21 protein-coding genes and 3 pseudogenes are annotated in these 24,481 nt (G+C 71.2%); 12 read left to right on the forward strand and 12 right to left on the reverse strand.

Features of this window, described 5'->3' with window-relative positions:
- Nucleotides 1-61: 61 nt before the first annotated feature.
- On the forward strand, nt 62-649 hold the full coding sequence (locus K3M35_RS15275) for a hypothetical protein (RefSeq protein ID WP_033098325.1): 588 nt from the start codon (nt 62-64) through the stop codon (nt 647-649).
- A gap of 24 nt (nt 650-673) precedes the next feature.
- Here K3M35_RS15275 and K3M35_RS15280 read toward each other — a convergent pair whose 3' ends face one another.
- Entirely contained in the window at nt 674-1,015 is a 342-nt protein-coding gene (locus tag K3M35_RS15280; RefSeq protein ID WP_006554803.1) for a hypothetical protein, read from the reverse strand.
- Between the two features lie 232 nt (nt 1,016-1,247).
- Between K3M35_RS15280 and K3M35_RS15285 the strand changes: the two genes are divergently transcribed.
- The 5 genes from K3M35_RS15285 (at nt 1,248) to K3M35_RS15305 (ending at nt 6,309) form a co-directional block, all read left to right on the forward strand.
- Nucleotides 1,248-1,586 carry an RNA polymerase-binding protein RbpA gene (locus K3M35_RS15285; protein ID WP_006554802.1) on the forward strand — a complete coding sequence of 113 codons (339 nt, stop codon included), beginning with the start codon at nt 1,248-1,250 and terminating at the stop codon, nt 1,584-1,586.
- Between the two features lie 259 nt (nt 1,587-1,845).
- Entirely contained in the window at nt 1,846-2,226 is a 381-nt protein-coding gene (locus K3M35_RS15290) for a chorismate mutase (RefSeq protein WP_019289573.1), read from the forward strand.
- Nucleotides 2,227-2,234: 8 nt separating this feature from the next.
- On the forward strand, nt 2,235-4,406 hold the full coding sequence (gene pabB / locus K3M35_RS15295) for an aminodeoxychorismate synthase component I (protein WP_220666647.1): 2,172 nt from the start codon (nt 2,235-2,237) through the stop codon (nt 4,404-4,406).
- Nucleotides 4,403-5,317 carry a prephenate dehydrogenase gene (locus K3M35_RS15300; protein WP_217579760.1) on the forward strand — a complete coding sequence of 305 codons (915 nt, stop codon included), beginning with the start codon at nt 4,403-4,405 and terminating at the stop codon, nt 5,315-5,317. The genes pabB and K3M35_RS15300 overlap by 4 nt, the downstream gene beginning before the upstream one ends.
- Complete coding sequence (locus K3M35_RS15305; RefSeq protein WP_006554798.1) at nt 5,314-6,309, forward strand: diiron oxygenase; 996 nt, start codon at nt 5,314-5,316, stop codon at nt 6,307-6,309. Before K3M35_RS15300 ends, K3M35_RS15305 begins: the two co-directional genes overlap by 4 nt.
- Nucleotides 6,310-6,400: 91 nt before the next feature.
- Here the strand turns inward: K3M35_RS15305 and K3M35_RS15310 are convergent, their stop codons facing one another.
- Genes K3M35_RS15310 through K3M35_RS15325 form a run of 4 tightly spaced genes read right to left on the reverse strand, consistent with a single transcriptional unit; the run spans nt 6,401 to nt 10,973 of the window.
- Nucleotides 6,401-7,177, reverse strand: coding sequence for a polyprenol monophosphomannose synthase (locus tag K3M35_RS15310; RefSeq protein ID WP_006554797.1), 777 nt, complete (start codon nt 7,175-7,177; stop codon nt 6,401-6,403).
- Complete coding sequence (gene lnt / locus K3M35_RS15315) at nt 7,177-8,805, reverse strand: apolipoprotein N-acyltransferase (RefSeq protein WP_220666648.1); 1,629 nt, start codon at nt 8,803-8,805, stop codon at nt 7,177-7,179. Before lnt ends, K3M35_RS15310 begins: the two co-directional genes overlap by 1 nt.
- Entirely contained in the window at nt 8,802-10,412 is a 1,611-nt protein-coding gene (locus K3M35_RS15320) for an amidohydrolase (RefSeq protein WP_232512248.1), read from the reverse strand. The genes lnt and K3M35_RS15320 overlap by 4 nt, the downstream gene beginning before the upstream one ends.
- 18 nt (nt 10,413-10,430) lie before the next feature.
- Entirely contained in the window at nt 10,431-10,973 is a 543-nt protein-coding gene (locus K3M35_RS15325; protein WP_006550013.1) for an FxsA family protein, read from the reverse strand.
- A gap of 105 nt (nt 10,974-11,078) precedes the next feature.
- Here K3M35_RS15325 and K3M35_RS15330 point away from each other — a divergent pair, with 105 nt between their 5' ends.
- From K3M35_RS15330 to K3M35_RS15340, 3 genes are all read left to right on the forward strand, one after another.
- The gene (locus K3M35_RS15330) at nt 11,079-11,843 is read left to right on the forward strand and encodes a TSUP family transporter (RefSeq protein WP_033098288.1); all 765 of its coding nucleotides are present in this window, start codon (nt 11,079-11,081) and stop codon (nt 11,841-11,843) included.
- A gap of 62 nt (nt 11,844-11,905) precedes the next feature.
- Nucleotides 11,906-13,417 (forward strand): TldD/PmbA family protein, encoded by a 1,512-nt coding sequence (locus tag K3M35_RS15335; protein ID WP_220666649.1) that lies wholly within the window; start codon nt 11,906-11,908, stop codon nt 13,415-13,417.
- Entirely contained in the window at nt 13,414-14,784 is a 1,371-nt protein-coding gene (locus K3M35_RS15340; RefSeq protein ID WP_217579763.1) for a metallopeptidase TldD-related protein, read from the forward strand. The genes K3M35_RS15335 and K3M35_RS15340 overlap by 4 nt, the downstream gene beginning before the upstream one ends.
- A 45-nt stretch (nt 14,785-14,829) precedes the next feature.
- On the opposite strand, the pseudogene K3M35_RS15345 reads toward K3M35_RS15340, so the two are convergent.
- From K3M35_RS15345 to K3M35_RS15355, 3 genes and pseudogenes are all read right to left on the reverse strand, one after another.
- Nucleotides 14,830-15,051: pseudogene (locus K3M35_RS15345) on the reverse strand (glutathione peroxidase); the annotation flags it as partial.
- A 78-nt stretch (nt 15,052-15,129) separates the two neighbouring features.
- Nucleotides 15,130-15,630: a DapH/DapD/GlmU-related protein gene (locus K3M35_RS26660; RefSeq protein ID WP_217579764.1), complete on the reverse strand. Its 501-nt coding sequence runs from the start codon at nt 15,628-15,630 to the stop codon at nt 15,130-15,132.
- Nucleotides 15,631-15,635: 5 nt separating this feature from the next.
- On the reverse strand, nt 15,636-16,052 hold the full coding sequence (locus K3M35_RS15355) for a PPOX class F420-dependent oxidoreductase (protein WP_064061917.1): 417 nt from the start codon (nt 16,050-16,052) through the stop codon (nt 15,636-15,638).
- Nucleotides 16,053-16,126: 74 nt separating this feature from the next.
- On the opposite strand from K3M35_RS15355, the gene K3M35_RS15360 reads away from it, so the two are divergent.
- The 3 genes from K3M35_RS15360 to K3M35_RS15370 all read left to right on the forward strand — a co-directional run bounded on the left by K3M35_RS15360 (nt 16,127) and on the right by K3M35_RS15370 (nt 19,510).
- Nucleotides 16,127-16,891: a precorrin-3B synthase gene (locus K3M35_RS15360; protein WP_064061908.1), complete on the forward strand. Its 765-nt coding sequence runs from the start codon at nt 16,127-16,129 to the stop codon at nt 16,889-16,891.
- A 96-nt stretch (nt 16,892-16,987) separates the two neighbouring features.
- The gene (locus K3M35_RS15365; RefSeq protein WP_217579765.1) at nt 16,988-18,451 is read left to right on the forward strand and encodes an NAD(P)/FAD-dependent oxidoreductase; all 1,464 of its coding nucleotides are present in this window, start codon (nt 16,988-16,990) and stop codon (nt 18,449-18,451) included.
- A gap of 822 nt (nt 18,452-19,273) precedes the next feature.
- The gene (locus K3M35_RS15370; protein ID WP_064062091.1) at nt 19,274-19,510 is read left to right on the forward strand and encodes a hypothetical protein; all 237 of its coding nucleotides are present in this window, start codon (nt 19,274-19,276) and stop codon (nt 19,508-19,510) included.
- 292 nt (nt 19,511-19,802) lie between these two features.
- Here the strand turns inward: K3M35_RS15370 and K3M35_RS15375 are convergent, their stop codons facing one another.
- The 4 genes and pseudogenes from K3M35_RS15375 to istA all read right to left on the reverse strand — a co-directional run bounded on the left by K3M35_RS15375 (nt 19,803) and on the right by istA (nt 24,083).
- Nucleotides 19,803-20,264 (reverse strand): DUF5994 family protein, encoded by a 462-nt coding sequence (locus K3M35_RS15375; protein WP_019289558.1) that lies wholly within the window; start codon nt 20,262-20,264, stop codon nt 19,803-19,805.
- Nucleotides 20,265-20,859: 595 nt separating this feature from the next.
- On the reverse strand, nt 20,860-21,201 hold the full coding sequence (locus tag K3M35_RS15380) for a hypothetical protein (protein WP_019289557.1): 342 nt from the start codon (nt 21,199-21,201) through the stop codon (nt 20,860-20,862).
- A 516-nt stretch (nt 21,202-21,717) separates the two neighbouring features.
- A pseudogene (istB, locus tag K3M35_RS15385) lies at nt 21,718-22,489 on the reverse strand (IS21-like element helper ATPase IstB).
- Nucleotides 22,486-24,083: pseudogene (gene istA, locus K3M35_RS15390) on the reverse strand (IS21 family transposase). Before istA ends, istB begins: the two co-directional pseudogenes overlap by 4 nt.
- Nucleotides 24,084-24,481: the final 398 nt, after the last annotated feature.

Here is a 24,481-nt window from a genome sequence, read left to right on the forward strand (position 1 = left end):
GATCGGATCGCGACCGGATCGTCTCGTCCCGCCCGCTCGACCCGATTCGAAGGAGCCCGAGATGTTGCGTCGCCGATCCGCCCCGCTCGTCACCGCCCTGCTCGCCGCGGCCCTGCTCGCGGCCCCCGCCCAGGCCGCCGCCGACACCGCCCCGCCGGGGGTGCCGCTCGATCAGTTGCGCGCGGAGGTCGCCGACTCCCCCGAGACCCTCGCCGCGCTCGAGCGGCTCGTCGCCGACTCCGGCTCGGCGGATCCGTTCGCGCCGCCACCGAAGAACATCCCGCAGCCGTTCTCGTCACCCGCACCGACCGTCGGTCCGGGCTGCGGCGGCGGTTTCGTGCCGTTCGCGATGACCACCGCGTGGGTGCATCCCGGCCCGCACGGTCAGGTGCCGTTCGGGTCGATCGAGGTGATCGTCGAACCCACTGCCGGTGCGCCGGTGACCGCCTCGGACCTGAAATTCGTGTGGATCAACATGGAGAACATCCGGGCCGGGGTCGCCACCCTCGACAACAACGGCGGCGGATTGCAGTCCACAGTGATCGACAGCGGTCCCGGTGCGGTGCTCGGCGCCCTGTTCGGCTCGCTGCAGTACGCCAACGGTGCGTTCTGCCAGGTGATCTACACCATGGGTGGCTTCTTCGCCTGAGCCCGCGCTCCCCGATCGGGGCGGTCAACGCAGTCGTTCGGCGTCGCGGGCCAGATCGAGCAGCTCCGCGCACAGGGCGGTCAGCTCGTCGGCCGCGGCGCCCTCGGCGACCGCGGTGGCGACGTCCTCGGCGGCGCAGCGCGCCCGGAACGCGCGGTCGGCGAGTGCCTCGACCTCGCCGGCGGTGAGCACCACCGAATCCTCGGGCAGTCCGGCGCGGCGGGCGCTGCTGCGCTGCTCGTAGGCGCGTTGCCGGCACGACTGGCGGCAGTAGCGGCGTCGCCGCCCGGTGCCGATCTCCGGTACCGGGCGCCCGCACCACAGGCACGTGCTCGCTCGGGTGTCACGTCCGGTCACGAGCGTCACTGTACTGCCCACCTGCACCCCCGGCGGGGCGGCGGGAACCCCGGACGCACGGGCCGGTGCGGGCGCCGTGCGCGCGGCGGTGCGGCGAGTCGGTAGACTGGTCCCTCGGCTCCTCGGTGGGCCGCGGGAACGGAATCGGCTCCGCAGACGTTGAGCACAGTGGACGTCGAGCCCGGTGTCGATGCCGCACGGCATCGTCACCCGGGCGGAGCACACAAGGAAGGACACCACCATGGCAGATCGTGTACTGCGAGGCAGCCGACTCGGGGCGGTGAGCTACGAAACCGACCGCGACCACGATCTGGCGCCGCGGCGAATCGCGCGCTACCGCTGCGACAACGGCGAGGAATACGACGTGCCGTTCGCGGACGACGCGGAGATCCCCGGCACCTGGATCTGCAAGAACGGCCTCGAGGGCACCCTGGTCGAGGGCGCCGCACCGGAGCCGAAGAAGGTCAAGCCGCCGCGCACCCACTGGGACATGCTGCTCGAGCGTCGCTCCGTCGAGGAACTCGAGGACCTGCTCAAGGAGCGCCTGGACCTGCTCAAGGCCAAGCGCCGCGGCGCCTGACACCCGCGCCGCCGAACACGTACGTGTGCCGCCCCGGACGATCGTCCGGGGCGGCACACGTCGTTACGGACCCCGCAAGCGCAGCCCGACGGGACGGTGGTTCCGCGAATTCGATTGCGGCCCCGCCACGAATCGATCAATCGTCGATATCGGCCGGACGGTGCGTGCAATCATGATCGCACGCCGATCGATCATGATCGGCACGCCCGATCCACGACCTTCGCGCCGGTGCTCCGGCGGGTCGCTTGCAAGGGGGTGAATGTCCGTGACCGACCGTCACCACACTGCGGCGGACGCGCCGTCGACACAGGCCGCCGCCGATTTGGCCGACCTGCGTGCCGAACTCGACGACATCGACCGGACTCTGCTCGACGGGATCCGCGCCCGCCTCGAGGTGTGCGGACGCGTCGCCGAACTCAAGCAACGCCACGGCCTCGACGTGCTGCAACCCGGCCGCATGGAGGTCGTGCACCGCCGCGCCCAGGACTACGCGCACAGGCACGGCCTGTCGGGCGACTTCGTGCGCTCGCTGTACACCCTGCTCATCGACGAGGCGTGCCGGGTCGAGGACCGCATCGTCTCCGGCGGCGCCCCCGCGGACCGGGTCGGCTCCGGTCGCCGCGGCGACGGCACGAACTGAGGCCCGTCGTGTCCGCGCCCCGACCGATCCGCACGGTGTTGATCGACAACTACGACTCGTTCACCTACAACCTCTACGACCTGATCACCCGCGTCAACGGCATCCCGCCGCGGGTGCTCACCAACGATCGCAGCTGGGACGAGCTCGTCGCCGAACCGTTCGACAACATCGTCATCTCCCCCGGCCCGGGCCGACCCGACCGGGCCAGGGACTTCGGGATCAGCGCCCGCGCCCTCACCGACGCAGAAGTGCCGCTGCTCGGGGTGTGCCTGGGCCATCAAGGGCTGTGCCAGCTGTTCGGCAGCGCCGTGATCACTGCCCCCGAACCGGTGCACGGCCGCACCAGCCCGATCCTGCACGACGGCACCGGCCTGTTCGCCGGGCTGCCGTCGCCCTTCGAGGCGGTGCGCTACCACTCGCTGATCGCCGACCCCGTCCCCGACGAGCTGGTCGCCACCGCCCACACCCCGGACGGGTTGCTCATGGCCGTCGCGCACCGGCACCGGCCGCTGTGGGGGGTGCAGTTCCATCCCGAATCGATCGGCACCGCCCACGGCGCGCAACTGCTCGCCAACTTCCGCGACGCCACCCCGCCGCGCAGCCCGATCACCGTCACCGCCCCCGTCGATCCGGAACCGGTACCCGAACCGGCTCCGCGCTATCTGCTGGCCAGCCGCCGGCTGCCGCTGCACCCCGACCCGTCCGCGGTGTACGAGGCGCTCTTCGCCGCCGGCCCGCACGGCTTCTGGCTCGACGGCAGCGCCGCGCTGGAGCCGCAGTCGCGGTTCACCGTCCTCGGCAACGGCGCCGGACCCCGCGCCGACTACCTGACCTACCGGGTCGGGGAGGGCATCGTGCGCGAACACCGCGCCGACGGCACCGTCGAGGAACACCGCCGACCCGTCTTCGACCATCTCACCGCCCGCCTCGCGGAGCGCCGCGCCGCCGCCCGCGACGACCTGCCGTTCGGGTTCGCGCTCGGCTACGTCGGGTATCTCGGCTACGAACTCAAGGCCGACGCCGGCGCGCAACTCGTGCACACCTCCCCCTACGCCGACGCCGCGCTGGTCTTCGCCGACCGGGCGGTGATCGTCGACCACGACGACCGCTGCTGCTATCTGCTCGCCCTGACCGAGGACACCGACGATCCCGAGACCCTCGCCTGGTTCGACGCGACCGCCGCGATCCTGTCGGCGCTGCCCGAACCGGTGACCGACGAGCAGATCCCGGTGCCGCTGATCGGCGCGGACGGTGGCCCGCAACTGCGGCTGCGGCACTCCCCGCAGCGCTATCTCGATCTGATCGCCCAGTGTCAGAACGAGATCCGCAGCGGCGAGACCTACGAGGTGTGTCTGACGAACACCGTCACCGTCGACGGCGGCATCGACCCGCTGAGCACCTATCGGGCGTTGCGCCGCATCAGCCCCACCCCCTACAGTGCGCTGCTCGACTTCCCCGAGGTCGCGGTGCTCAGCGCCTCCCCGGAACGGTTCCTGCGGATCGACGCCGACGGCACCGTCGAATCGAAACCGATCAAGGGCACCCGCCCACGTGGCCGGACCCCCGGCGAGGACGCCGCGTTGCGGGACGGACTGTGGGCCAGCACAAAGGACCGCTCCGAGAACCTGATGATCGTCGATCTGGTGCGCAACGACCTGTCGCGGGTGTGCGTGCCCGGCTCGGTGCACGTGCCGGCACTGTTCGCGGTGGAAACCTATGCGGCGGTGCATCAGCTGGTGTCCACGGTGCGCGGCACGCTGCGTCCGGACGTCTCGGCGGTGGACTGTGTGCGCGCCGCCTTCCCCGGCGGATCGATGACCGGTGCCCCGAAGCTGCGCACCATGGAGATCATCGACAAGCTCGAGGACGGCCCCCGCGGGGTGTACTCCGGGGCCATCGGATATCTGTCGCCGACCGGCGCCGCCGACCTGTCGGTGGTCATCCGCACCCTCGTCGCCACCGCCCACGAGGTCACCTTCGGGATCGGGGGGGCGATCGTGGCGCTGTCCGATCCGGACGACGAACTCGACGAGACCCTCGTCAAATCCGTGGTGATGCGCCGCTGCCTCGCCGCGGCCCGCGACACCACCCCGACCAACGGATCCGGGGCGGTCGGCTCCGCGGACCCGGACGATCTCGTCGACGGGCCACCGGTGCTGCCGGGGCGGGCCGGGCCGTGACCACGCCCGGCCGGGTGATCGTCGCCGGCGGATGCGGCGCCGTCGGCGCCTTGCTCACCGCGGCGTTGCGCGAGGCCGGCCGTCAGGTGCTCGTCGTCGACCCGGCCGCCGCCCCGGCTGCACCCGGGATGCTGCGCGCCGATCTGACCGCCCCCGACACCCGCCTCGCCGCGGCACTCGACGGCGCCGACATCGTGGTCCTCGCCGTCCCCGACGCCGTCGCCGGTGCCGCCCTGCCGGTGCTCGCGCGGCTGCTGCCCCCGCACACCCTGCTGGTGGAGACGCTGTCGGTGAAGACCCCGATCGCCGCGGCGCTGCACACCTACCGGCCCGGCGCCCCCACGCTCGGCATCAACCCGATGTTCGCCCCCGATCTTGGATTGCCCGGCCGGCCCGTGGTGGCGGTGCGTCACCACGACGCACCGGTCGTGACCGAGTTCGTCGCGGCGCTGCGCGACTGGGGTGCCACCGTGGTCGAGACCACCGCCGACGAACACGACCGGATCACCGCCGCCGTGCAGGTGCTCACCCACGCCGCGATCCTCGCGTTCGGTATCGCCCTCGACCGGCTCGACGTGCCGGATGCCGCCGCGCGGGTCGCCGCGCCCCCGCACACCGTGCTGCGCGCGCTGCTCGCCCGCGTCTCCGGTGGCACCGCCGAGGTCTACCACGACATCCAGCTCACCAACCCGTACGCCGCCACCGCCCGCCGCGCCCTCGCCGGCGCGGTCGCCGATCTCGACGCCGCCACCGACGCCCTGCCCGACTTCGCGGCGCTGCTCGACCGGGCCCGCGCCGCGCTCGGCGACGGGCAACCGGCCGCCGCGCAGCTGTGCGGGCAGCTGTTCGCGGCACTGCCCCGCGATCCGGGCGCGGTCGGCGGTCCGAGCGAGGAAAGGAGCCGGACATGAACGAATCCGACATCCCCGGCCCGCAGCTGCGCGCGCCGGAACTCCCGCAGTACGACCCGTCCGATCCGGCGGAGAGCGCGGTGATCGCCGGGCTGACCCGCTCGTGGCCGCGCCGCGCCGCCGTCAAGAAACCCGAGGTCGACCTCGACGCGCTGTTCGAGGCGGACCGCGCCGACTATCCCGAGCAGATGCTGCCCTTCGCCGAGCATCCGCGTTATCTCGCGCTCGACGAACAACAACAGGCGCGGCTGCGGGCCTGGGCGTGGATTGCCTACAACAAGAGCGTCGTCGACATCGAACAGCACGTCGTCAACCCCGGCTTCGCGTTGATCACCGAGGACGCCTTCGGTATCGGCCCGTCCGACACGGTGGTCACCGGGGTGCTCCAGGCGATGGTCGACGAGCAGTACCACACCCTCATGCACCAGCAGGCCAACGTGCTCACCCGCCGCCGCCGCGGCTGGGCGCTGAAGGAGTCGGTGCTGCCGCCGTGCCCGACCGTGCGCGAGCATCGCGCCGCGGTCGCGCACGCCGAGACCCCGCGGGACGCGGCGCTGGTGCAGCTGGCGTTCACCACCGTTGCAGAGACTTCGATCAGCGCCTATCTGGCGTTGCTCACCACCGACCCGGAGCTGCAACCGGTCAACCGCGCGACGGTGGCGGTGCACCGCCGCGACGAGCTGTGCCACGCCTCCCTCGCGGGTGGGCTGCTCACTGCGGTGCTCACCGAACTCGACGACACCGATCGGGTGCGGCTGCTCGACGCGCTTGGTACCGCGGTCGCGGCGTTCACCGGCGCCGACACCTCCACCTGGGCGGCGATCATCGCGCGCGAGAACATCCCCGGCGGCGACGAGTTGGTCGCCGACACCATCGCCGTGACCGAGGGCCGGCCGGTGGTGCAGGACTGCAGCGCCATCCGCCGGCTGTGCGCGGGACTGGGGCTCGGGGAGGAACTCGACGCCCGCTGGCCGTGGCCGCGCAGCGCCTAGCGCCTCGGCCGCACAGCGCCTAGCGCCTCGGCCGCACAGCGCCTAGCGCCTCGGCCGCACAGCGCCTGGTATCCCGGCCGCGCGGGCCGAGTCAGCGGCCCAGCAGTGCCCGCAACCGCGCGAGACGGCTGCGCAGCCCCCACACGGTGACCCGCACGAGGGCCTCCTGCACGATGTTGCCGTTCATCTTCGACTCGCCGATTTCCCGTTCGGTGAACGTGATGGGCACCTCGGCGACGGTGAATCCGGCCTGCAGGGTGCGCCACGCCAGATCGACCTGGAAGCAGTAGCCGTGCGAGGCGATCGCGTCGAGGTCGAGCTTCTCGAGCACCTCACGGCGGTAGGCACGGTAGCCGCCGGTGATGTCCTGGATCGACACCCCCAGCGCGAGACGCGAGTAGATGTTGCCGCCGCGGGAGAGCACCTCGCGGTGCCACGGCCAGTTCACCACCGTGCCGCCGGGCACGTAACGGGAGCCGAGCACCAGATCAGCGCCGGCGTCGACCTTCTCCAGCAGCAGGTGCAACTGCTCGGGGGCGTGGCTGCCGTCGGCGTCCATCTCCACGAGCACCGTGTAGCCGTGCTCGAGCCCCCACCGGAAACCGGCGATGTAGGCGGCACCGAGACCGTTCTTCTCGGTGCGGTGCAGCACCGCGATGCGCTCGTCGGCGGCGGCGAGGTCGTCGGCGAGGTCACCGGTGCCGTCGGGACTGCCGTCGTCGACGACGAGGACATGGGTGTGCGGCAGCGCAGCGTGCAGCCGCGTGATGATCCGACCGAGGTTCTCCCGCTCGTTGTAGGTCGGAATGATCACCAGGGTGCGGGCGCTGGGTGCGCTGTCGTTCCCGGCCGGCGTCGCCGCTGCCATCAGAGGTCCTCCTTGTCGAACCGGCCACCGGCCGGTGCTCCTGCTGCGCCGGTGCTGGTGCGAGCTGCCGCACCGGCCTTCTCCCGCCGTCCTCGCACCAGGACGAAACCGGCGGCGGCCACGGCCGCGGCGCAGAGCACAAGCTCCGGCGCCACTCCGAGCCGACTAGCCAGCGTAACGTCTGCGCGCACGGGCACCTGCGCCACCAGGGCATCGGGCACGAACAACGGTGTGCTCTGCTGCACCCGACCGGCCGGATCGACGATCGCGCTGACCCCGCTGGTCGCCGCGACGATCACGGCCCGGCCGTGCTCGACGGCCCGCACTCGCGACATCGCCAGCTGCTGATAGGTCATCTCGGTGTCGCCGAAGGTGGCGTTGTTCGTCGGCACCGCCAGCAGTTGCGCGCCGGCGTCGATCGAGTCGCGGAACGCCCGGTCGAAGGCCACCTCGTAGCAGGTCGCCACCCCGATGTCGATGCCGCCGGCGGTGACCATGCCGTCGCCGTCGCCGGGCACGAAATGGCCGGCGCGGTCGGCGTACTGGGAGAACAACCGGAAGAACGACCGCCACGGCAGGTATTCGCCGAACGGCTGGATGATCTTCTTGTCGTGCCGCTCCCCCGGACCGGTCTGCGCGTCCCACACGATCACCGAATTGGTGGTGGTCCGGTCGTCGTTGACGAGCACCGCCCCGACGAGGATCGGCGCGTCGATCGCGGCGGACGCGGCGGAGATGTCGCGTGCGGCATCGGCGTTGCGCAGCGGGTCGATATCGGAGGCGTTCTCCGGCCAGATCACCACATCCGGGGCCGGGGCCCGTCCGGCGGTGACGTCCTCGGCGAGGACGAGGGTGCGGGCGACATGATTGTCGAGCACCGCCTTGCGTTGGGCGTTGAAGTCCAGGCCCAGGCGCGGCACACTGCCCTGGATCGCCGCGACCGTCACCGTCGACGACTCGTCGGTGGCGGTGCGCACCAGCGGCCACGCCGCCGCGGCGAGCAGCGGACCGAGCAGCGTCACCGCGACCGGCACCGTCCAGGCCCGCACGGGGCGGGGACGGCGGGAGGCGGTCAGGGCGAGGGCGGCGAGCCCGGCGCCGGTCGCGGCCACGGCGAACGACACCAGCGGGGCGCCGCCGACGACGGCGAGGGAGACGAACCCACCGTCGGGTTGGCCGAAGGCCAGCCGACCCCACGGGAACCCGCCGAACGGGACGCTCGAGCGCAACCATTCGGTCAGGCTCCACGCCGCCGCGATCCACAACGGCGCGACCGGCAGCGACCGCAGGTGCACCACCAGCGCCCCGAACAGGCCGACGAAGACCGCCTCGGCGGCGGCGAGCGCCAACCACGGCAACGGCCCGACATAGACGCCGATCCAGGGCAGTAGCGGCACCAGGAATCCGAGGCCGGCGAGATAGCCGTAGCCGAACCCGGCGCGTCGCCGCAGCGGTACTGCAGTCGATACACCGACCAGGAGCGCGATCCCGACGGGGGCGAGGAACCACAGCGGACGCGGCGGGAACGACGCGAACAGCAACACTCCCGCGACGACGGCCAGCAGCGCGCGCAGCGCGACGACACGCACCGCCCGCACGGTGACCGTCGCGAGGGGCCGGCCGGTCACCGCGCGTACACGACCCGGCCGCGGTGCACACTGCGCACCAGCACCGGATCGGCGGTGCCCGGGGCGAGATCCGGCAGCGGCGCCACCCGGGACCGCGGATCCGTCGACCATCGCTGCACCGAATCCTTCGGGGCGCTGACCACCAGCTCCCCGACCTCCCAGATCGCATACGACGCCGGCGCACCCGGATCGAGGGTGCCGGCCAGACCGTCACGCACCCCACCGGCACGCCACGCCCCGCGGGTCGCGGCGGCGAACGCCGCCCGCGGCGAGATCCCGCTGCCCTCGGTGCGGTGGTGCACCGCCGCCCGCAGCATCGGCCACGGCTGCGGCGCCGTCACCGGCGCATCCGAGCCGAACGCCAACGCCAGCCCGGTCGCTGCCAGCGGCGCGAACGCGTTCAACGCCGCGGCGCGGTCGGCGCCGAGCCGCTGCGCGTACATCCCGTCCGCCCCGCCCCACAGGGCGTCGAAGCTCGGCTGCATGCTCGCGATCACCCCGTACCGCGACAACACCTCCGCCTGCGCGACCGTCAACGACTCGACGTGCTCGAGCCGATGCCCGCGCGCGGCGAGCGCCGGTCCCCCGACCTCCGCGGCGACCGCCTCGAAGGCCGCGACCGCGGCGGTGGTCGCCGCGTCACCGATGACGTGGAAACCGGCCTGAATGCCCGCCGAGGTGCACGCGCGCACGTGCGCGGTCAGCTCGTCCTCGGTCAGATAGCGGGTGCCGCAGCAGTCCGGCAGATCGTCGTACGGGCGGGCCAGCGCGGCGGTGTGCGAACCGATCGACCCGTCGACGAACAGATCCCCGCCCAGGGCATCGGCGCCGGTCTCGGCGAGCAGCTCCGCGGCTTCCTCGCCGGTGCGCGCCGCCTGACCCCAGTAGCCGCGTACCTGCACCGGATGGTCGGTGCCGAGCAGTTCGGTGAAGTCGTCGAGCCCGGAGATGTCGGGGCCGGCGCATTCGTGCACCGCGACGTAACCGTGCGCGGCGAAATCGTCGAGGGCCGCCAGGCGGGCGCGGGCACGCTGCGCGGCGGTCAGCCCGCGGCGGGCGGCGCCGCGCACCGCATGATGCGCCGCGGCGGTCAGCGGCTGCTGCGGATCGAAGCCGGCCAGCTCGTCGAGGGGTTCGGCGACGGCCCGCAACGCGCTCGACGCCGCCGCCGAATGCGCATCGATCCGGCCGAGATAGACGAGCCGGGCCGGGGCGGCGGCATCGAGGTCGGCGGTGGTCGGTGGCGTCGGGTCGGGCCAGCGGGTCTCGTCCCAGCCGTGCCCCCAGATCACCGCGTCGTCGTGCGCATCGGCGTGCGCGCGGACCCGGCGCAATGCGTCGTCGCGGTCGACGGCGTCGGTCAGATCCAGCCCGGTCAACGCCAGGCCGTGGCTGGTGGTGTGCACGTGGGTGTCGACGAAACCGGGGGCGACGAACGCGCCGTGCAGATCGACGATCTCGGCGTCCGGGTGCAGGGCGCGGCCGGGCCGGTCCTGCCCGACCCACACGACCGTGCCGTCGGTGACGGCCATCGCGGTGGCATCGGGGGCGCTGGCGCTGTAGATGCGGCCGCCGACGAGAAGCTGGGTGTGCGGTGCAGGGCTCACGAGTGCCCAGTCTGCCCGTTACCGCTCCTCGCGGCGGCGCGGGGTCTCCACGATCTCCCCTTCGAGCACGGTGCCACGGTCGTCGACCTGCTCGGTCACGGCCGCACCACCGGTCAGGTGCGGGGCACCACCGACGACACTGTGATCGACGACCTGCCCGTCGACCACCACCAGCCGCTGCGCGGAGAACCCGGTGACGCGGGCCCGCCGCGCGACCAGCGTGCGCACCGCCGGACGCAGCGCGGCGCGGGACGGCAGCAACAGCAGCACCCCGAGCACGGTGCTGACGATGCCGGGAATCAGCACCAGGGCCGCGCCGGCGCCGATGAGCGCGCCGTCGGTGAGCACCCGCTCCGGGGAATTCGCGTGCGGCGCCCGGCCGCCGCGCAGCTCACCGAGGTTGCGCAGCGCGCGGCGACCCAGGGCGGCAAGCACGAGATAACCGGCGGCGCTGACACCGAGGAAGATCAACACGGTGGCCAGGGCTCCGAGGGTGGAGCCGAGCCAGGCCAGCACCGCGATCTCCGCCACGACGTAGAGCACGAACAACAACGGGTACACGGCGGGACTTCCTTCCGTCGGCGGTTTCTGTCCGGTCAACGAACGGGCCACCGGTTTTGCTCCCGCACCCGACCCGCGGATGCGGCGCGTGATCGAATGGCCGCCATGACTGCAGGTGACTGGGCGTTGCTGATGACCGCCGCGACAGCCGCCGGCTGGGTGGACGCGGTGGTCGGCGGCGGCGGGCTGATCCTGCTGCCCGCCCTGTTCCTCGTCGCCCCGCAATTGACGCCACAGGCGGCGCTGGCGACGAACAAGCTCACCGCGATCTGCGGGACCGGCGCGGCGGTGCTGACCTTCGCGCGGCGCATCCCGCTGCGCTGGTCGCTGCTCGGCCCCGCCGCCCTGGTCGCCGCGCTGGCCGCGGCGGCGGGGGCGGCGGCGGTCTCGCTCATCGACCGGGAGGTGTTCATCCCGATCGTGATGGTCGTGCTCGTCGCGGTGGCGGTGTTCGTCACCGCCCGCCCGAAACTCGGCACCGGCAGCACCCGCCGCCCGTCCACGCTGCGGCTGGCCACCGTCGTGGTCACGGCCGCGGCGGTGATCGGCTTCTACGACGGGATCCTCGGGCCCGGCACCGGCACCTTCTTCATCATCGTGTTCGCGGCGATGCTCGGCAGCGAGTTCGTCACCTCGGCGGCGATGGCGAAGGTGCTCAACTTCGGCTCGAATCTCGGGGCGCTGGTCCTGTTCGCCGTCGGCGGGCACGTGTGGTGGGCGCTCGGGGCGGCGCTGGCGGTGTGCAATGTCGCCGGCTCGGTGCTCGGCTCCCGGATGGCGCTCGCCCGCGGCGCCGGGTTCGTGCGGGTGGTGTTGCTGGTCGTGGTGATCGCCATGGTGATCCGCCTCGGCATCGAACAGTTCGGCTGAGCCACCCGAGACGCTCGGTGCGGCAACCCCGATGCCGCACATCCCGGCGTTACCGTGGGCGGGTGAATGCGGTGGACGACGATTTCCTGGCCCTGCCGTTGCACGCGGCCGCCGACGCGGGCCTGACGGTCGCGCGGGCGGCGGGTGCGAGTCACGCCGATGTGCGGGTGCATCGGATCCGGACCGGGACGAGCATCCTGCGCGACGGCGCCCTGCAGGCGGCGGTGGACGACAGCGACTGCGGGGTGGCGGTGCGGGTGCTGCTCGACGGCACCTGGGGATTCGCGTCGCATCCGGTGCCCGGCCCGGACGGCGCCGCCGACGCCGCGGCCCGCGCCGTCGCGGTCGCCCGCACCCTGCGCGCGTTGAACCGGGATCCGGTGCAGTGGGCCGACGAAGCGGTCCACCGGGACGCGGTGTGGGTCTCGCCGTACGAGATCGACCCGTTCACCGTCCCCGCCGCCGAGCGCATCGCGGTGCTCGAGGACCGTTCGCGGCGATTGCAGGACGCCGTCGGTGTCGACCATGTCGCCGCGAATCTGACCCTGGTCAAGGAGCAGACCTTCTACGCCGATCTCGCCGGGTCGACGATCACCCAGCAGCGGGTGCGGATCCACTCCGACCTCGACGCGACCCGCGTCGACCGTGCGGCCGGCACCTTCGAGTCGATGCGCACCCTGGCCCCGCCGGCCGGCCGCGGCTGGGAGTATGTGGCCTCGGACCGGTGGTGGGACTGGAGCCGTGAGCTCGCCGAACTGCCCGAGCAGCTCGCGGAGAAGGCGCAGGCCCCGTCGGTGATCCCGGGCCGCACCGATCTGGTGATCGACCCGACGAATCTGTGGCTGACGATCCACGAATCGGTCGGGCACGCCACCGAATACGACCGCGCCATCGGCTACGAGGCCGCCTACGCCGGCACCTCCTTCGCCACCCCCGACCTGCTCGGCAGCCTGCGCTACGGCAGCGACGTCATGCATGTCACCGCCGACCGCACCGAACCGCACGGCATGGCCACCGTTGGCTACGACGACGACGGGGTCGCCGCCCAGTCCTGGGATCTCGTGAAGGACGGGGTGCTCGTCGGCTACCAACTCGACCGGGCGTTCGCCCCGAAGCTCGGGGTGGCCCGCTCGAACGGCTGCGCCTACGCCGATTCGGCGCATCACGTGCCGATCCAGCGGATGGCGAACGTGTCGCTGCGACCCGATCCGAGCGTCGATCGCAGCACCGCCGATCTGATCGCCGGGGTCGACGACGGGCTGTACATCGTCGGTGATCGCAGCTGGTCGATCGATATGCAGCGGCACAATTTCCAGTTCACCGGGCAGCGGTTCTACCGGATCCGCGGCGGCCGGCTCGCCGGGCAGGTCCGCGATGTGGCCTATCAGGCGTCGACCACCGAGTTCTGGGGTGCCCTCGAGGCGGTCGGCGGCGCGTCGACCTGGCAGCTCGGCGGCGCGATGAACTGCGGCAAGGCGCAACCCGGGCAGGTCGCGTCCGTCTCGCACGGCTGCCCGTCGGTGCTGGTGCGCGGCGTGAACGTGCTCAACACGGTGCAGGAAGGTGGCCGATGATCCCCGGAGACCGACTCGTCGAAACCGCCCTGGCGACCTCCCCTGCCGACGAGACCGTCGTGATGGTCACCGACAGTGCCGAGGCGTCGCTGCGGTGGGCCGGCAGTTCGATGACCACCAACGGCTCCGCCCGTGCCCGCGGCGCCACGATCCTCGCGATCCGCCGCACCCCCGACGGCGCACACTGCGGGGTGGTCAGCGCCCCGATCGTCGACGCCGACGACATCGGCGCGGTGGTTGCCGCGGCGTGGGCGGCCGCGCAGCAGGCCCCGGCGGCACCGGATGCGATGCCGTTGATCGACGGCGACGACACCGACCCGCAGTGGGGCGAAGAGGCCGTCGGCACCGACGTCGAGGTCTTCGCCCCGCTCCTCGACGGGCTCGCCGCCGGCTTCGACGACACCGACGCCCTCTACGGATTCGCCCACCACCAATCCACGACGATGTGGCTGGGCACCTCCACCGGGGTGCGGCGCCGCTGGGTGCAGCGCGACGGGTCGCTCGAGATCAACGGCAAACGCGGCGGCCTGACCGGGGCGAGCGCCTGGGTCGGCGCCGGCACCGTCGACTTCACCGACATCGCGATGGATCCGCTGCGTGCTGAACTGGCGCGGCGGCTGGACTGGGCCGGTACCCGCGTCGACCTGCCCGCCGGACGGTACGAGACGCTGCTGCCACCCTCGGTGGTCGCGGACCTGATGATCCCGCTGCTGTGGTCCCTCGACGGGCGCGGCGCCGAGGAAGGCCGGTCGGTGTGGGCCGGGCCCGGCGGAACCCGCCTCGGCGAGCAGATCGCGGCGCTGCCGGTGACATTGACGTCCGATCCGGCCGCGCCGGGATTGGGCTATGCGCCGTTCGTGGTCGCCACCGCCTCCACCGACAGCGTCTCGGTGTTCGACACCGGGATGAGCGCCTCGCGGGTCGACTGGCTCCGCGACGGCGCCCTGCACGCGCTGGCGTATCCGCGGGCCGCAGCCGCCGAATTCGGGGCCACCCCCACGGCGCCGGGTGAGAATCTGCTGCTCACCGGTGGCAGCACTGCCGATGTGGACGACATGATCGCCCGCACCGAACGCGGTCTGCTGCTGACCACCGTGTGGTACCTGCGGGAGGTCGATTCGGCGGTGCTGTTGCTGACCGGCCTGACCCGCGACGGGGTGTATCTCGTCGAGGACGGGCAGGTGCGGGCGGCGGTGAACAACTTCCGGTTCAACGAATCCCCGGTCGATCTGCTCGGCCGCGCCACCGAGATCGGCGCCACCGAACGCACCCTGCCGCCGGAGTGGAAGGACTGGTTCACCCGCACCGCGATGCCGCCGGTGCGCATCCCCGACTTCCACATGTCCTCGGTCAGCGCCGCCCACTGACCTCCGGTCCGGTCGGTGACGTCCATCGACCGGACCGGTAGGGGCTCAGAGCAGGTCGGTGAGTTCCTTGCCGATCTCCTCGGGGGTGACCGTCGGCTCGAAGCGGCGCACCACCGCGCCCTGCGGGTCGACGAGGAACTTGGTGAAGTTCCACTTCACCTCGTCGGTGCCGATCGCCTCGGGGCGGGTCTTGCTCACGTGCTCGAACAGGAAACCGTGCTGCGGCCCGAAATCACCGGGAGCCTCGGCGCGCAGGTGCCGGTAGAGCGCGGCCCCGCAGGTGAGGCCGAGATCACCACGGACCCTACGGGATCGGACGACCCGGGCGGGGCTGCCGGTGCGGGGTCAGTCCAAGTCGCGGACGTGCCGGGCGGGGCTGCCCAGATGCAGCGTGTGTGGGGCACAGTCCTTCGTCACCAGCGAGTTCGCGCCGATCACCACACCGGCGCCGATGCTCACGCCCGGCATGATCACCGCACCGGAGCCGATCCACGCGCCGTCGCCGATGGTCACCGGCTCCCCCGTCAGCGTCGACGCGCGCTGTTCGGCGGTGCCCATGCGGTGGCTGCTGGTGAGCACCCGCACGTGGTCGCCGAGGAACACCCGCTGCCCGAGGGTGATGTCGGCGACCGTGTCGAAATAGCAGCCGTGGTTGACGAACGAGTCCGCGCCGAGGGTGAGCCGGCCGAGGCCCTGCACCACCACGCCGGTGTGGATCAGGCTCGGCGGTGCGGCGTCGACACCGGCGCGGCGCAACCACTTCCAGCGACTCGAACCGGAGATCAGCGGGTTGCTCGCGAGCGCCACCGCGATCGCCTGGGACCGGTAGGTGTGAGAGCGCGCCACGACGTCTACCGGCCTGCCGTGTCGTCGGCGGGATCGAGCGCACACGCCAACCCGACGGTGCCGGTGCGGCCACGGCGCACCACGCTCGCGCCGACGATGACCCGGCCGAGCAGCCCGTACTTGCGGGCGATCACCGACCGGGCGTGCGCCGAGCCGTCGGCGTCGAGCACCTCCCCCGTGCCGGGCACCGCCGCCGACTTCGGGTTGCCGCGCGCGTCGCAGATCGCCAGGGACACCCGCGGATCGCGGCGCAGTCGCCGCACCTTGTAGGCGTCGGCGACCGTCCACACCAGCAGCCGGTTCCCGTCGGGCGCCGCCCACACCGGGGTGTCCACCGCGCTGCCGTCCTTGCGGTAGGTGGTCAGCAGCACGAACTTGGCGGCGGCGAGGTCCGCGAAGGTGGGGGTCGTCGACTCGGGCATGGCCACCACCCTACAAACCGCCCGGTCTCACGGCACCGCTCGTCCCCCCGGCGCCGCGTTCTACGCTGGCAGTCATGGCCGATACCGCTGTCGACGTGCACCTGCCCGCCGGGCACCTGACCTCCGCGCAGGTGCAGCTGCTCGCCGAACTCGCCCACACCCACGGCGGCGGCGAACTGCACCTGACCGCCCATGCCCAGCTGCGGGTGCGCGGCGACCGCGCCGCGATCAGCGCGGCCGTCACCGCCGCCGGTCTCACCGTCGACGTGCCCACCCGCGCACGGCTTCTCGTCTCCCCGCTCAGCGGCCGCATCGGCGGACACCACGACCTGCGCGAACTCACCGCCACGGTGATCGCGCGCCTGGACGACCGGCCCGTGGCGGCCGGCACCGTCCTCGGGCTCGACGACGGCACCGGCGACATCGTCGCCCTCGCCCCCACCGTCGCGGTCCTCGCCCGCCCCGACGGCCGCTTCGCGGTGATCCGCGACGGCGCCGACACCGGGGTGCGCGTCGACCCGCAGGACGCCGCCGAGGCGCTGCTCACCCCACCGACCGACCCCACCGGGGATCCGGAACCGGTACCGGAGCAGCCGCGGCCACCGATCGGGTGGCTCGACCAGCCCGACGGGGCCGTCACCCTCGCCGGCGGGCTGCCCGGCGGGATCCTTCCCGCACGACTGGCGGAATTCCTCGCCGCCGTCGAACGTTCGGTGATCGTCACCCCGTGGCGGTCGGTGCTGCTGTGCGATCTCGACGAGTGGACCGCCGAACAGGTGGTGCGGGTGCTCGCCCCGATGGGGTTGATCTTCGACGCCGACTCCCCGCATCTGCGCTGAGCCGCCGCTGACCTGCACGAACGGGCGGACTTCGCGAACCGGACCGTCGCCCCCGATCCGGCCCGCCGACGGTTCGGCCGCGCCTATCGTGGACGGATGAGCGGTCCGACAGCGGAATCCGACAGCTATGACGTGATCGTCCTGGGCGCGGGCCCGGCCGGGGAGAACGCCGCCCAGTACGCCATCGCCGGCAGCGACCGCACCGCGGTGCTCGTCGAACACGAACTCGTCGGCGGCGAATGTTCCTACTGGGCCTGCATGCCCAGCAAAGCCCTGCTGCGCCCCACTCAGGTGCTCACCACCGCCCGCAACATGCCCGGCGTCGCCGACAAGATCAGCGCCCACGGCGTCGAGGTACCGGCCGTACTCGCCCGCCGCGACAGCTTCACCCACAACCGCGACGACAGTTCCCAGGTGGACTGGGCCGAGGGCGCGGGTATCGGCGTCGTGCGCGGCCGCGGCCGCCTCGCCGGCGAACGCACCATCACCGTCTCCGGTGCCGACGGGGAGCGTCGCCTGCAGGCCCGGCACGCCGTCGTCCTGGCCACCGGCACCGTCGCGTCGATCCCGGACCTGCCCGGTCTGCGCGACGCGCTGCCGTGGACCTCCCGGGATGCGACGAATCTGCTCGAGGTCCCCCGCCGGGTGCTGGTGGTCGGCGGCGGTGTCGTCGCCTGCGAAACCGCCACCTGGCTGCGGCAACTCGGCGTCGAGGAACTCACCCTCGCGGTGCGCGGCGACCGGTTGCTGCCGCGCGTGGAGCCGTTCGCCGCCGAACGCGTCGCCACCCGCATGGCCCACAAGGGCCTGAATGTGCGCTACGGCACCGAGATCCGCTCGGTGCAGCGCCCCGACGTCAAGGACACCGGCGTCGGCCGCATCCACGGCGGTCCCGCCACCGTGGAGTTGTCCGACGGCAGCACTCTCGAGGTCGACGAGATCGTCGTCGCCGCCGGCCGCTGCCCCGCCGTGGACGGGCTCGGTCTCGACACTGTCGGCCTGACCGACGGGAAGGTGACCGTCGCCGACGATCTCACCGTCGACGGGGTCGACGGCCAGTGGCTGTATGCGGTCGGGGACATCGCCGGTCGCGCCGCACTGACCCACATGGGCAAATACCAGGCGCGGGTGTGCGGGGACGTCATCGCCGCCCGCGCCGAGAACCGCCCCACCGACGGGTCACGGTTCCGGGCGAGCGCCGACCACGGGCAGGTCCCGCAGGTGATCTTCACCGTCCCGGAGATCGCCGCGGTCGGCCGCACCGCCGAGCAGGCCCGCGCCGACGGACTCGACGTCGAGGTCCTCGAGGCCGACATCGATGTCGCCGGCGCCTCGCTCGCCCGCGACGACTACGCCGGCCACGCCGCGCTCGTCGTCGACCGGGCCACCGACACCCTCGTCGGCGCGACCTTCGTCGGCCAGGAGGTCGCCGAACTCGTCCACGCCGCCACGATCGCCCTGGTCGGGAAGGTGCCGCTGGACGCCCTGTGGCATGCGGTGCCGTCCTACCCCACCATCAGCGAGATCTGGTTGCGGCTGCTCGAATCCCGCCGCAGCTGACCGCCTCTCGAACGTGCAGTTGTCGTCGTGACACGCCGCGTGGCGACGAGAACTGCACGCCGACGGTCAGCGCGGCAGACGCCGCCACACCGCGCGCGGCAGCAGGCGCATCCCGAAGAACACCGACGACATGCTGCGCCGCACCCTGCGCTCCCCCGACGGTGCCGAAGGCACGCAGGTCCCCGCGGTCTACGTGCATTTCGGCACGTAGACCGGCGACTTGTTGGAGCCCGGGCCGACGATGAGCGCGGGTTGCCTCCGGTGATGCGGACGCCACGGACCTCATCAACAGCGGTGACTGTCACCGGATGCGCCGGTGCCGCCACCTACCTGCTCACCGTTAGTTTCACGCCCGTAGTTCCCTGGCTCCGACCGACACCACCACCAGGACGTCACACGCCGGAACGTGTCATTTTCAGATTTCGTGTCGGTAGGGCGCCCTCATCTCCGCGTTTCCCCAGTTCAGGGCAGGTGCGCAGCGAGACGGGGTCGGAATTTCTGAGGATTCCGGCAAGTTCGCGAGAATCCCTGACGGACACGAAGTCGGAACGCCGCGGGTCCACGCGCTGCTGCACGACTGACAAGTTGGGCGAGAACCTACAGCCTATTTGTGGATTTTAGGATGAGGTGCACTGCCCGTATCTCGTGACGGGAGATCCCCTCGTCTGCGCATTCCTTCAGATCGTTGGCGGTTCTCGGTGCGGGAGGCCCCCGGAGCGCACATCCGAATATCGGGGATCATCGTTGTTCAACGCTACCGTTGGCGGCTTTCGGTGGTGTCTCCGATGAATGGGCCGGTGGCAAGGTGTGTCCAGCCCGGTAGTGGCTGTCGAGGAATCGACGGCGGTGCTCGTCGAGTACTGCTGCGTCCCGCAGGTCTCGGTCGTGTTGTTTCCGGGCGTGAGCGTGGCGGTCGGCGGTGTGGCGCTGCTCGGTCCGGTCGGCGGCATGGCCGGCCGTCCCGTCACGCAGAACGTGCGCGGCCGTGCGGTCACACGTGATCAGTACTTGTCGGCAGGCCGAATGCACGGCAGAGCCCTGCCCGGCAGGACGAGATAGGTGTTGCTCGAATACCGCCAGCGGGACTCGGAGGAGGCGGTAATGGGTCCGCAGCACTGCCTCGATCATGGGGAGCATGGGCATCGTCCGGCGCCTTTCGTTCAGCTGTGCAGATCCTCACCTGGAGGCGGATGGGTTCGTCGCGGGTCCGAATCCCCGGTGGTCTTCGGTGTGCGGGTGTGATCCTCGGCTGGGAGCTGGTAGGACCGGATGAACGCTACGCACATTCAGGCCTGTCGTGGTGACACGGCAGCACCGCGAGGGTCTGTCGATGACCGAACACCTAGGTTGCTCAGGCTTGTTCGGTATTCGGTGCCACGGTCTTCTGCATGTCTTCGTACGCTCGATCGGCATCGAGCATGGGCTCGATGATCAACAACCGGAGGCAGGTTCCGTTCCGGCCGAAAACGTACATCTGGTTGCGTGGCTGATCCGGTGCCGGTCCGACGAAGTCGAGACCGTCCGGAGGATCGATACCTCGCTGGGAGATGCTCAGGGCATTCCAGTCGAAGGCGATCCGTTCGGTTCGTCCCAGGCGGGAGGTCAGTGCGGAGACCAGGTTGTGGAGTTCGGCGGTGACATTGTCGCCCCGCGGCCACCAGGCGCCGTCGACGCCGGCGGAGTGCTCGTCGGGGTCGCGCAGAAGCAGCCGCACCGTGCGGGTCGGGGCGTCGAAGGGCTGTCCACCGTCGGCGGCAGCGCGGAAACGCCCCAGGTCACGATTGGTGAACAGGCGCCGCGGAAGTCTGCTCATGTCATACTCCCGTGTCGGGTCCGGATGGAGGCCGGTGCCGGCATCCGAGGTCCGTGGCGGCTGTCCACCGGACCCGGTACTCGCGACAATCACCGCGCAGTCGCCGAGGTCCGGCGGGGTAACGAGAGAAAGAGCGATCCGAGCGGATCCGGGCGTGGTGCAGCGTCATCGCGACGCTCCTGACTGGGCCGCAGAGCGGCCTGCTCATATCGACGGCGCCGACGAGACCGGGCATGGTCTCGCACTTCAGGCCCCGGCACCTTCAGCCTACCGTCACCACGGTCACGTGGTCGGCAATCGGCACACCGTGGCCCGGTACACCGCGAGAGAGCCCACGTGGCGGCCAGCGCACAGACCGCCAAGGCGCAGCGTCGGCCTGCGGGAGAGCCGGTCAGGTCGCATCCCTCGGCGGGACCTGCCCGTCCGGGGACGACACCACCGGCGGAAGGACCGTAGCGACGGCCCGCGCCGTAGCGACGGCCCACGCCTGCGACGGCCGTCTCGGCGCTGGATGCGGCCCGGCGAATTCTCCGATCCGGTGTGTGGGCACCGCCCTCAGGTATCGAGGTGGGACAAGCGCGGGTGTGTGAGGTGGTCACGGGTGTCTCGGGGGTGAGCGTCGACGCGTACGCGTGCGTGGCCGGGCGGTGGTGTTCCGGTGCGGCCGATCGTGACCACGCACCAGCGAACACGGCAACGCGTCATCGCAGGGCACATCGCATCCCGGCACCGGGCACCGGTGGTCGGGCAGATGCACGAGGCAGAAGTAGTTGCCGCACCCCGCTTCGTCGTCCTCCTTACGCCCGAGGGGATTGTCCCCGCACAGATACCCGCGTCCCCGGTCGATCAGCTGATGGCACTGAGGATCGTCGCATTCGGCGGCGACTCCGTAGCCGGCTTCACGACCGTCGGGAAGGATGTAGTACACCAAACTCATGGTCTCTCCTCGTCGGTGGAACATCTCCGGATCAAGCGGGACTTCCGTGGAACGGGGCTCCGACTCCGAACTGCATCGGTGCCCACCACCAAGGGGAGTGGTACGAGCGAATCATCTGTCGTGGAAGCCTCGCCGATCAGCCGAGACCAGGTGCAGCAGTGAGCAATGAACTCCTGAATTCGCTGAAAGCTCACATGCTGCTTTTGCTCATCGTCCTGGTCGGAATGGACGCAGCAGTTCACGTTTGTTTATCAGGTTTCGAGGAGGCTGGTGCGGGTGCACGAGTGCGAAGACGGCATCGCCAGCTGCTGGGTTGAACTGGCGATGCCTCCCCGAGCTGAGCTCTCCGGATAGACCGGCCTGGGTACCGACCGTGTGCCCCCTCACCGTGGATCGGAAACATGCGTGTTCCTCTTGTCAAGGGACATGAGGGCGTCCCTGTAGGCGGACATGTTGCGTCCCTGTGCGCGGACAGCTGATCTCCCTGCCGGCGGTCAACTGATCTCCCGCGGCAGGTCAGGCCAAGGGCATCACCCCGCGTCCGGCGGTGGCGTCCTGCAGTCGCAACGAGGTGCCCTCGGTGATGACCACATGGGCGTGGTGCAGCAGTCGGTCGACCGCGGCGGTAGCGAGGGTTTTCGGCATGATCGTGTCGAAGCCGGAGGGGTGCAGGTTGCTGGTGACCACCACGCTGCGCCGTTCGTAGGCAGCATCGACGAGACGGTAGAACGCCTCGGCGGCGGCCTGACCGGAGGGCAGCATCGAAGATGTCGTCGACGACGATCAACTCGGCCCGGGTGATGCGGGTGATGGCCTTGGTGATCGATCCGTCCACCGCAGCCCGCCCGATCGCCGCGGTCAACGATTCGAGACTGAACCACGACACCCGCATCCCGGCGTCGATGACCGCATGCGCGAGTGCCTCGACGAAGTGGGTCTTGCCGGTTCCGGACGGCCCGCTGACCGCAAGATTCTCGGCGCGATGCACCCACTCCAACGTCGCCAGTGCGTGCTGGGTGGGTAGCGGGATCGACGAATCCGTCTCGCGCCAGGAGGAAAAGGTCTTGCCCGCGGGAAGACCGGCGCTCTTGCGGCGCATCGCCCTGGTGGCCTCGTCCCGGCCCCGGATCTCCTCGTCCAGCAGAACCTTGAGGACCTCGGCCGGATCCCACCGCTGCGCCTTCGCGGTGGCCAGCACCTCCGGTGCGGCAGCACGCAGATAGGGCAGACGCATCCGTTTGAGCACCGCCACCAGATCCTCGGACAGCGGCGGCGGAGTCGGGTTCACGATCCTGCTCCCGCCGCCGTGGTGCCGAATCCGGCCCAGGCACCGGTGCCGGGTTGGACCGAATGGGACTCGTCGGCAACGACATTCCCACTGGAGGGGGCGTCGGCATGGTGGGCGACGATCGCCGGGAGGTCCGACTCGGCGAACCGGCCTACCTCGGCGGCGACCGCCAACGCGGCGTCGACGGTGCCGACGACGACGAACGCGGCCAGTTCGACCGCGGTGGTCATCTTCGCGCGGATCCGGACCGCGCCGGCCGCCGAGGCGGCGATCAGCCAGGCGTGCGCGCCGGGACCGAGATCGAGGAACCGGGCCTCGGCCGCCGAACGGGCCCTCGGGATCGGAGGCTTCGGGGCACCGCCCGGTTCCTGCGGATGGTCTTCGATAGTGCGCCGGGTCGATGCTCGGATTCCCGGGCGTCGACAGTCGGTGCCGGGCAACCTCACTCAATCCTTTCCTGTTCTGGGCCCAGGCCGGGGTCCGGGGCAGGGCATCGAGATCGGCGACGATGACCAACTCGGTGCCGGCGGCCCGCACCCAGACTTCGGCGCCGACCAGGCCGGGCGGGGTCGAATAGCGCACCGACCCGAACCGGATCGTCTGGTCGGTGCCGACGCTGCGGGTGGTGCCCAGTGCCAGGGTGTGCGGGCTGGTCGGCGGGGTGTGCAGACGGGCACGTTCCTCGGCCACCGCCTCGGTGGGGATGCGGGCGCTTTCCCGATGCCGCCGGCCGTTGACGGTGGCGCAGAACCGGTCGCAGGCGGTTTCGAGGTCGGCGAACGAGGCGTAGTCCGGCAGCAGGTTCGCTTCGGTGGGCACCAGATCCGCCTTGGCGATCTTGACCGTGGCTTCGCTGCCACCCTTCGATTCCGGATCGAAGGGCACGCAGGTGTGCACCGTCATGCCGTAGTGCCGGGCGGCCTAGACGATCTGCGGATGCCGCACCGGGATCCCGGCGACGTGATCGATGCTGACGGTGCGCGGATTGTCGGTCAACGCGTAGGTCGGCACCCCACCGAAGCGGCGCAGCGTGGCGTCGAGACAGGCGATCAACGTCGGCAACGTCTGGTCCCAGACCGGAATCACGACGCGGTAGCGTGACCATGCCAGCCGGGCACAGAACAGCAGGGTTGAGCGCATGATCCCGTCGGGGCCGGGTACTTTCGGTCCTGCGCCCCAATCGAACTGCATCCACAAGCCGGGTTCGGTGATCCTCCCCCACTGCGTGGGAGGTGCCCCCAGGCCGGTAGGTGCGACGATGCCCGGCCCGCCACGCTGCCTTCGCCTCCGCCACAGCCCGGCGGGTGGTGCGTTCGGTGCCGTCGAAGCCGAGCTCGATCAAACGTTCGTGGACGATGTCGGCACGGACCTTGCCCTTGCTGCGGTCGATCCACTCTTCGATCTTCGCCAGGTAGTCGTCGATGAGGCGTGGTCGCCGAGTGGGACCGGCCAGTGTCAGCCCCGCGTCACGGGCGGTGACGTAGCGCCGGACGGTTTTCGGATCGACACCGGCCAGCTGTGCGGCGGAATGCGCGCTGCCGGTCGCGTCGTAGGCTTCGAGAATTTCCATGATGTCCCTGTCAGACTTCTTCATGCGTCCCTCCGGTGGGAGTCGCTCGGTGGTGGTCGAAGACCTCGAGCAAAACCCCGGAGGGGCGTCTGGTTCAGGACCGACACACCGCCGGCCCCACGTCCATCGACAGGGAGATCAGCTGTCCGTCAGCAGGGACAGAGGTGTCCGTCTACAGGGAGATTGGCATGTCCGCTTTCACTTCTGTCATCGAGCGAACGTGCCAGTGGTGGCAGAAATGCGCCGGTGGCGGCCGGAACGGCTGCGCAGCCCCCTGCAGGGCACAGCCGATCCGGCCTCGCCCAGCGTCCCATCATTCCGACCCCAGCGATAGCTGTGTGTTCACATCGACGAGAAACCCCGTCGGCGGGGCGGAAGCCACGTCGGCGGGGTCTCGACCACCGCGCAGGGGGTGCCGGTGG

The sequence above is a fragment of the Rhodococcus sp. DMU2021 genome (assembly GCF_019641445.1).
Lineage (GTDB): Bacteria > Actinomycetota > Actinomycetes > Mycobacteriales > Mycobacteriaceae > Rhodococcus > Rhodococcus pyridinivorans.

Excerpts from the sequence above, each read along its gene's own strand:
- K3M35_RS15275 (WP_033098325.1), top strand. The coding sequence starts at position 62 with ATGTTGCGTCGCCGATCCGCCCCGCTCGTCACCGCCCTGCTCGCCGCG.
- K3M35_RS15285 (WP_006554802.1), top strand. The coding sequence starts at position 1,248 with ATGGCAGATCGTGTACTGCGAGGCAGCCGACTCGGGGCGGTGAGCTAC.
- K3M35_RS15290 (WP_019289573.1), top strand. The coding sequence starts at position 1,846 with ATGTCCGTGACCGACCGTCACCACACTGCGGCGGACGCGCCGTCGACA.
- K3M35_RS15305 (WP_006554798.1), top strand. The coding sequence starts at position 5,314 with ATGAACGAATCCGACATCCCCGGCCCGCAGCTGCGCGCGCCGGAACTC.
- K3M35_RS15310 (WP_006554797.1), bottom strand. The coding sequence starts at position 7,177 with ATGGCAGCGGCGACGCCGGCCGGGAACGACAGCGCACCCAGCGCCCGC.
- K3M35_RS15330 (WP_033098288.1), top strand. The coding sequence starts at position 11,079 with ATGACTGCAGGTGACTGGGCGTTGCTGATGACCGCCGCGACAGCCGCC.
- K3M35_RS15340 (WP_217579763.1), top strand. The coding sequence starts at position 13,414 with ATGATCCCCGGAGACCGACTCGTCGAAACCGCCCTGGCGACCTCCCCT.
- K3M35_RS15355 (WP_064061917.1), bottom strand. The coding sequence starts at position 16,052 with ATGCCCGAGTCGACGACCCCCACCTTCGCGGACCTCGCCGCCGCCAAG.
- K3M35_RS15360 (WP_064061908.1), top strand. The coding sequence starts at position 16,127 with ATGGCCGATACCGCTGTCGACGTGCACCTGCCCGCCGGGCACCTGACC.
- K3M35_RS15365 (WP_217579765.1), top strand. The coding sequence starts at position 16,988 with ATGAGCGGTCCGACAGCGGAATCCGACAGCTATGACGTGATCGTCCTG.
- K3M35_RS15375 (WP_019289558.1), bottom strand. The coding sequence starts at position 20,264 with ATGAGCAGACTTCCGCGGCGCCTGTTCACCAATCGTGACCTGGGGCGT.
- K3M35_RS15380 (WP_019289557.1), bottom strand. The coding sequence starts at position 21,201 with ATGAGTTTGGTGTACTACATCCTTCCCGACGGTCGTGAAGCCGGCTAC.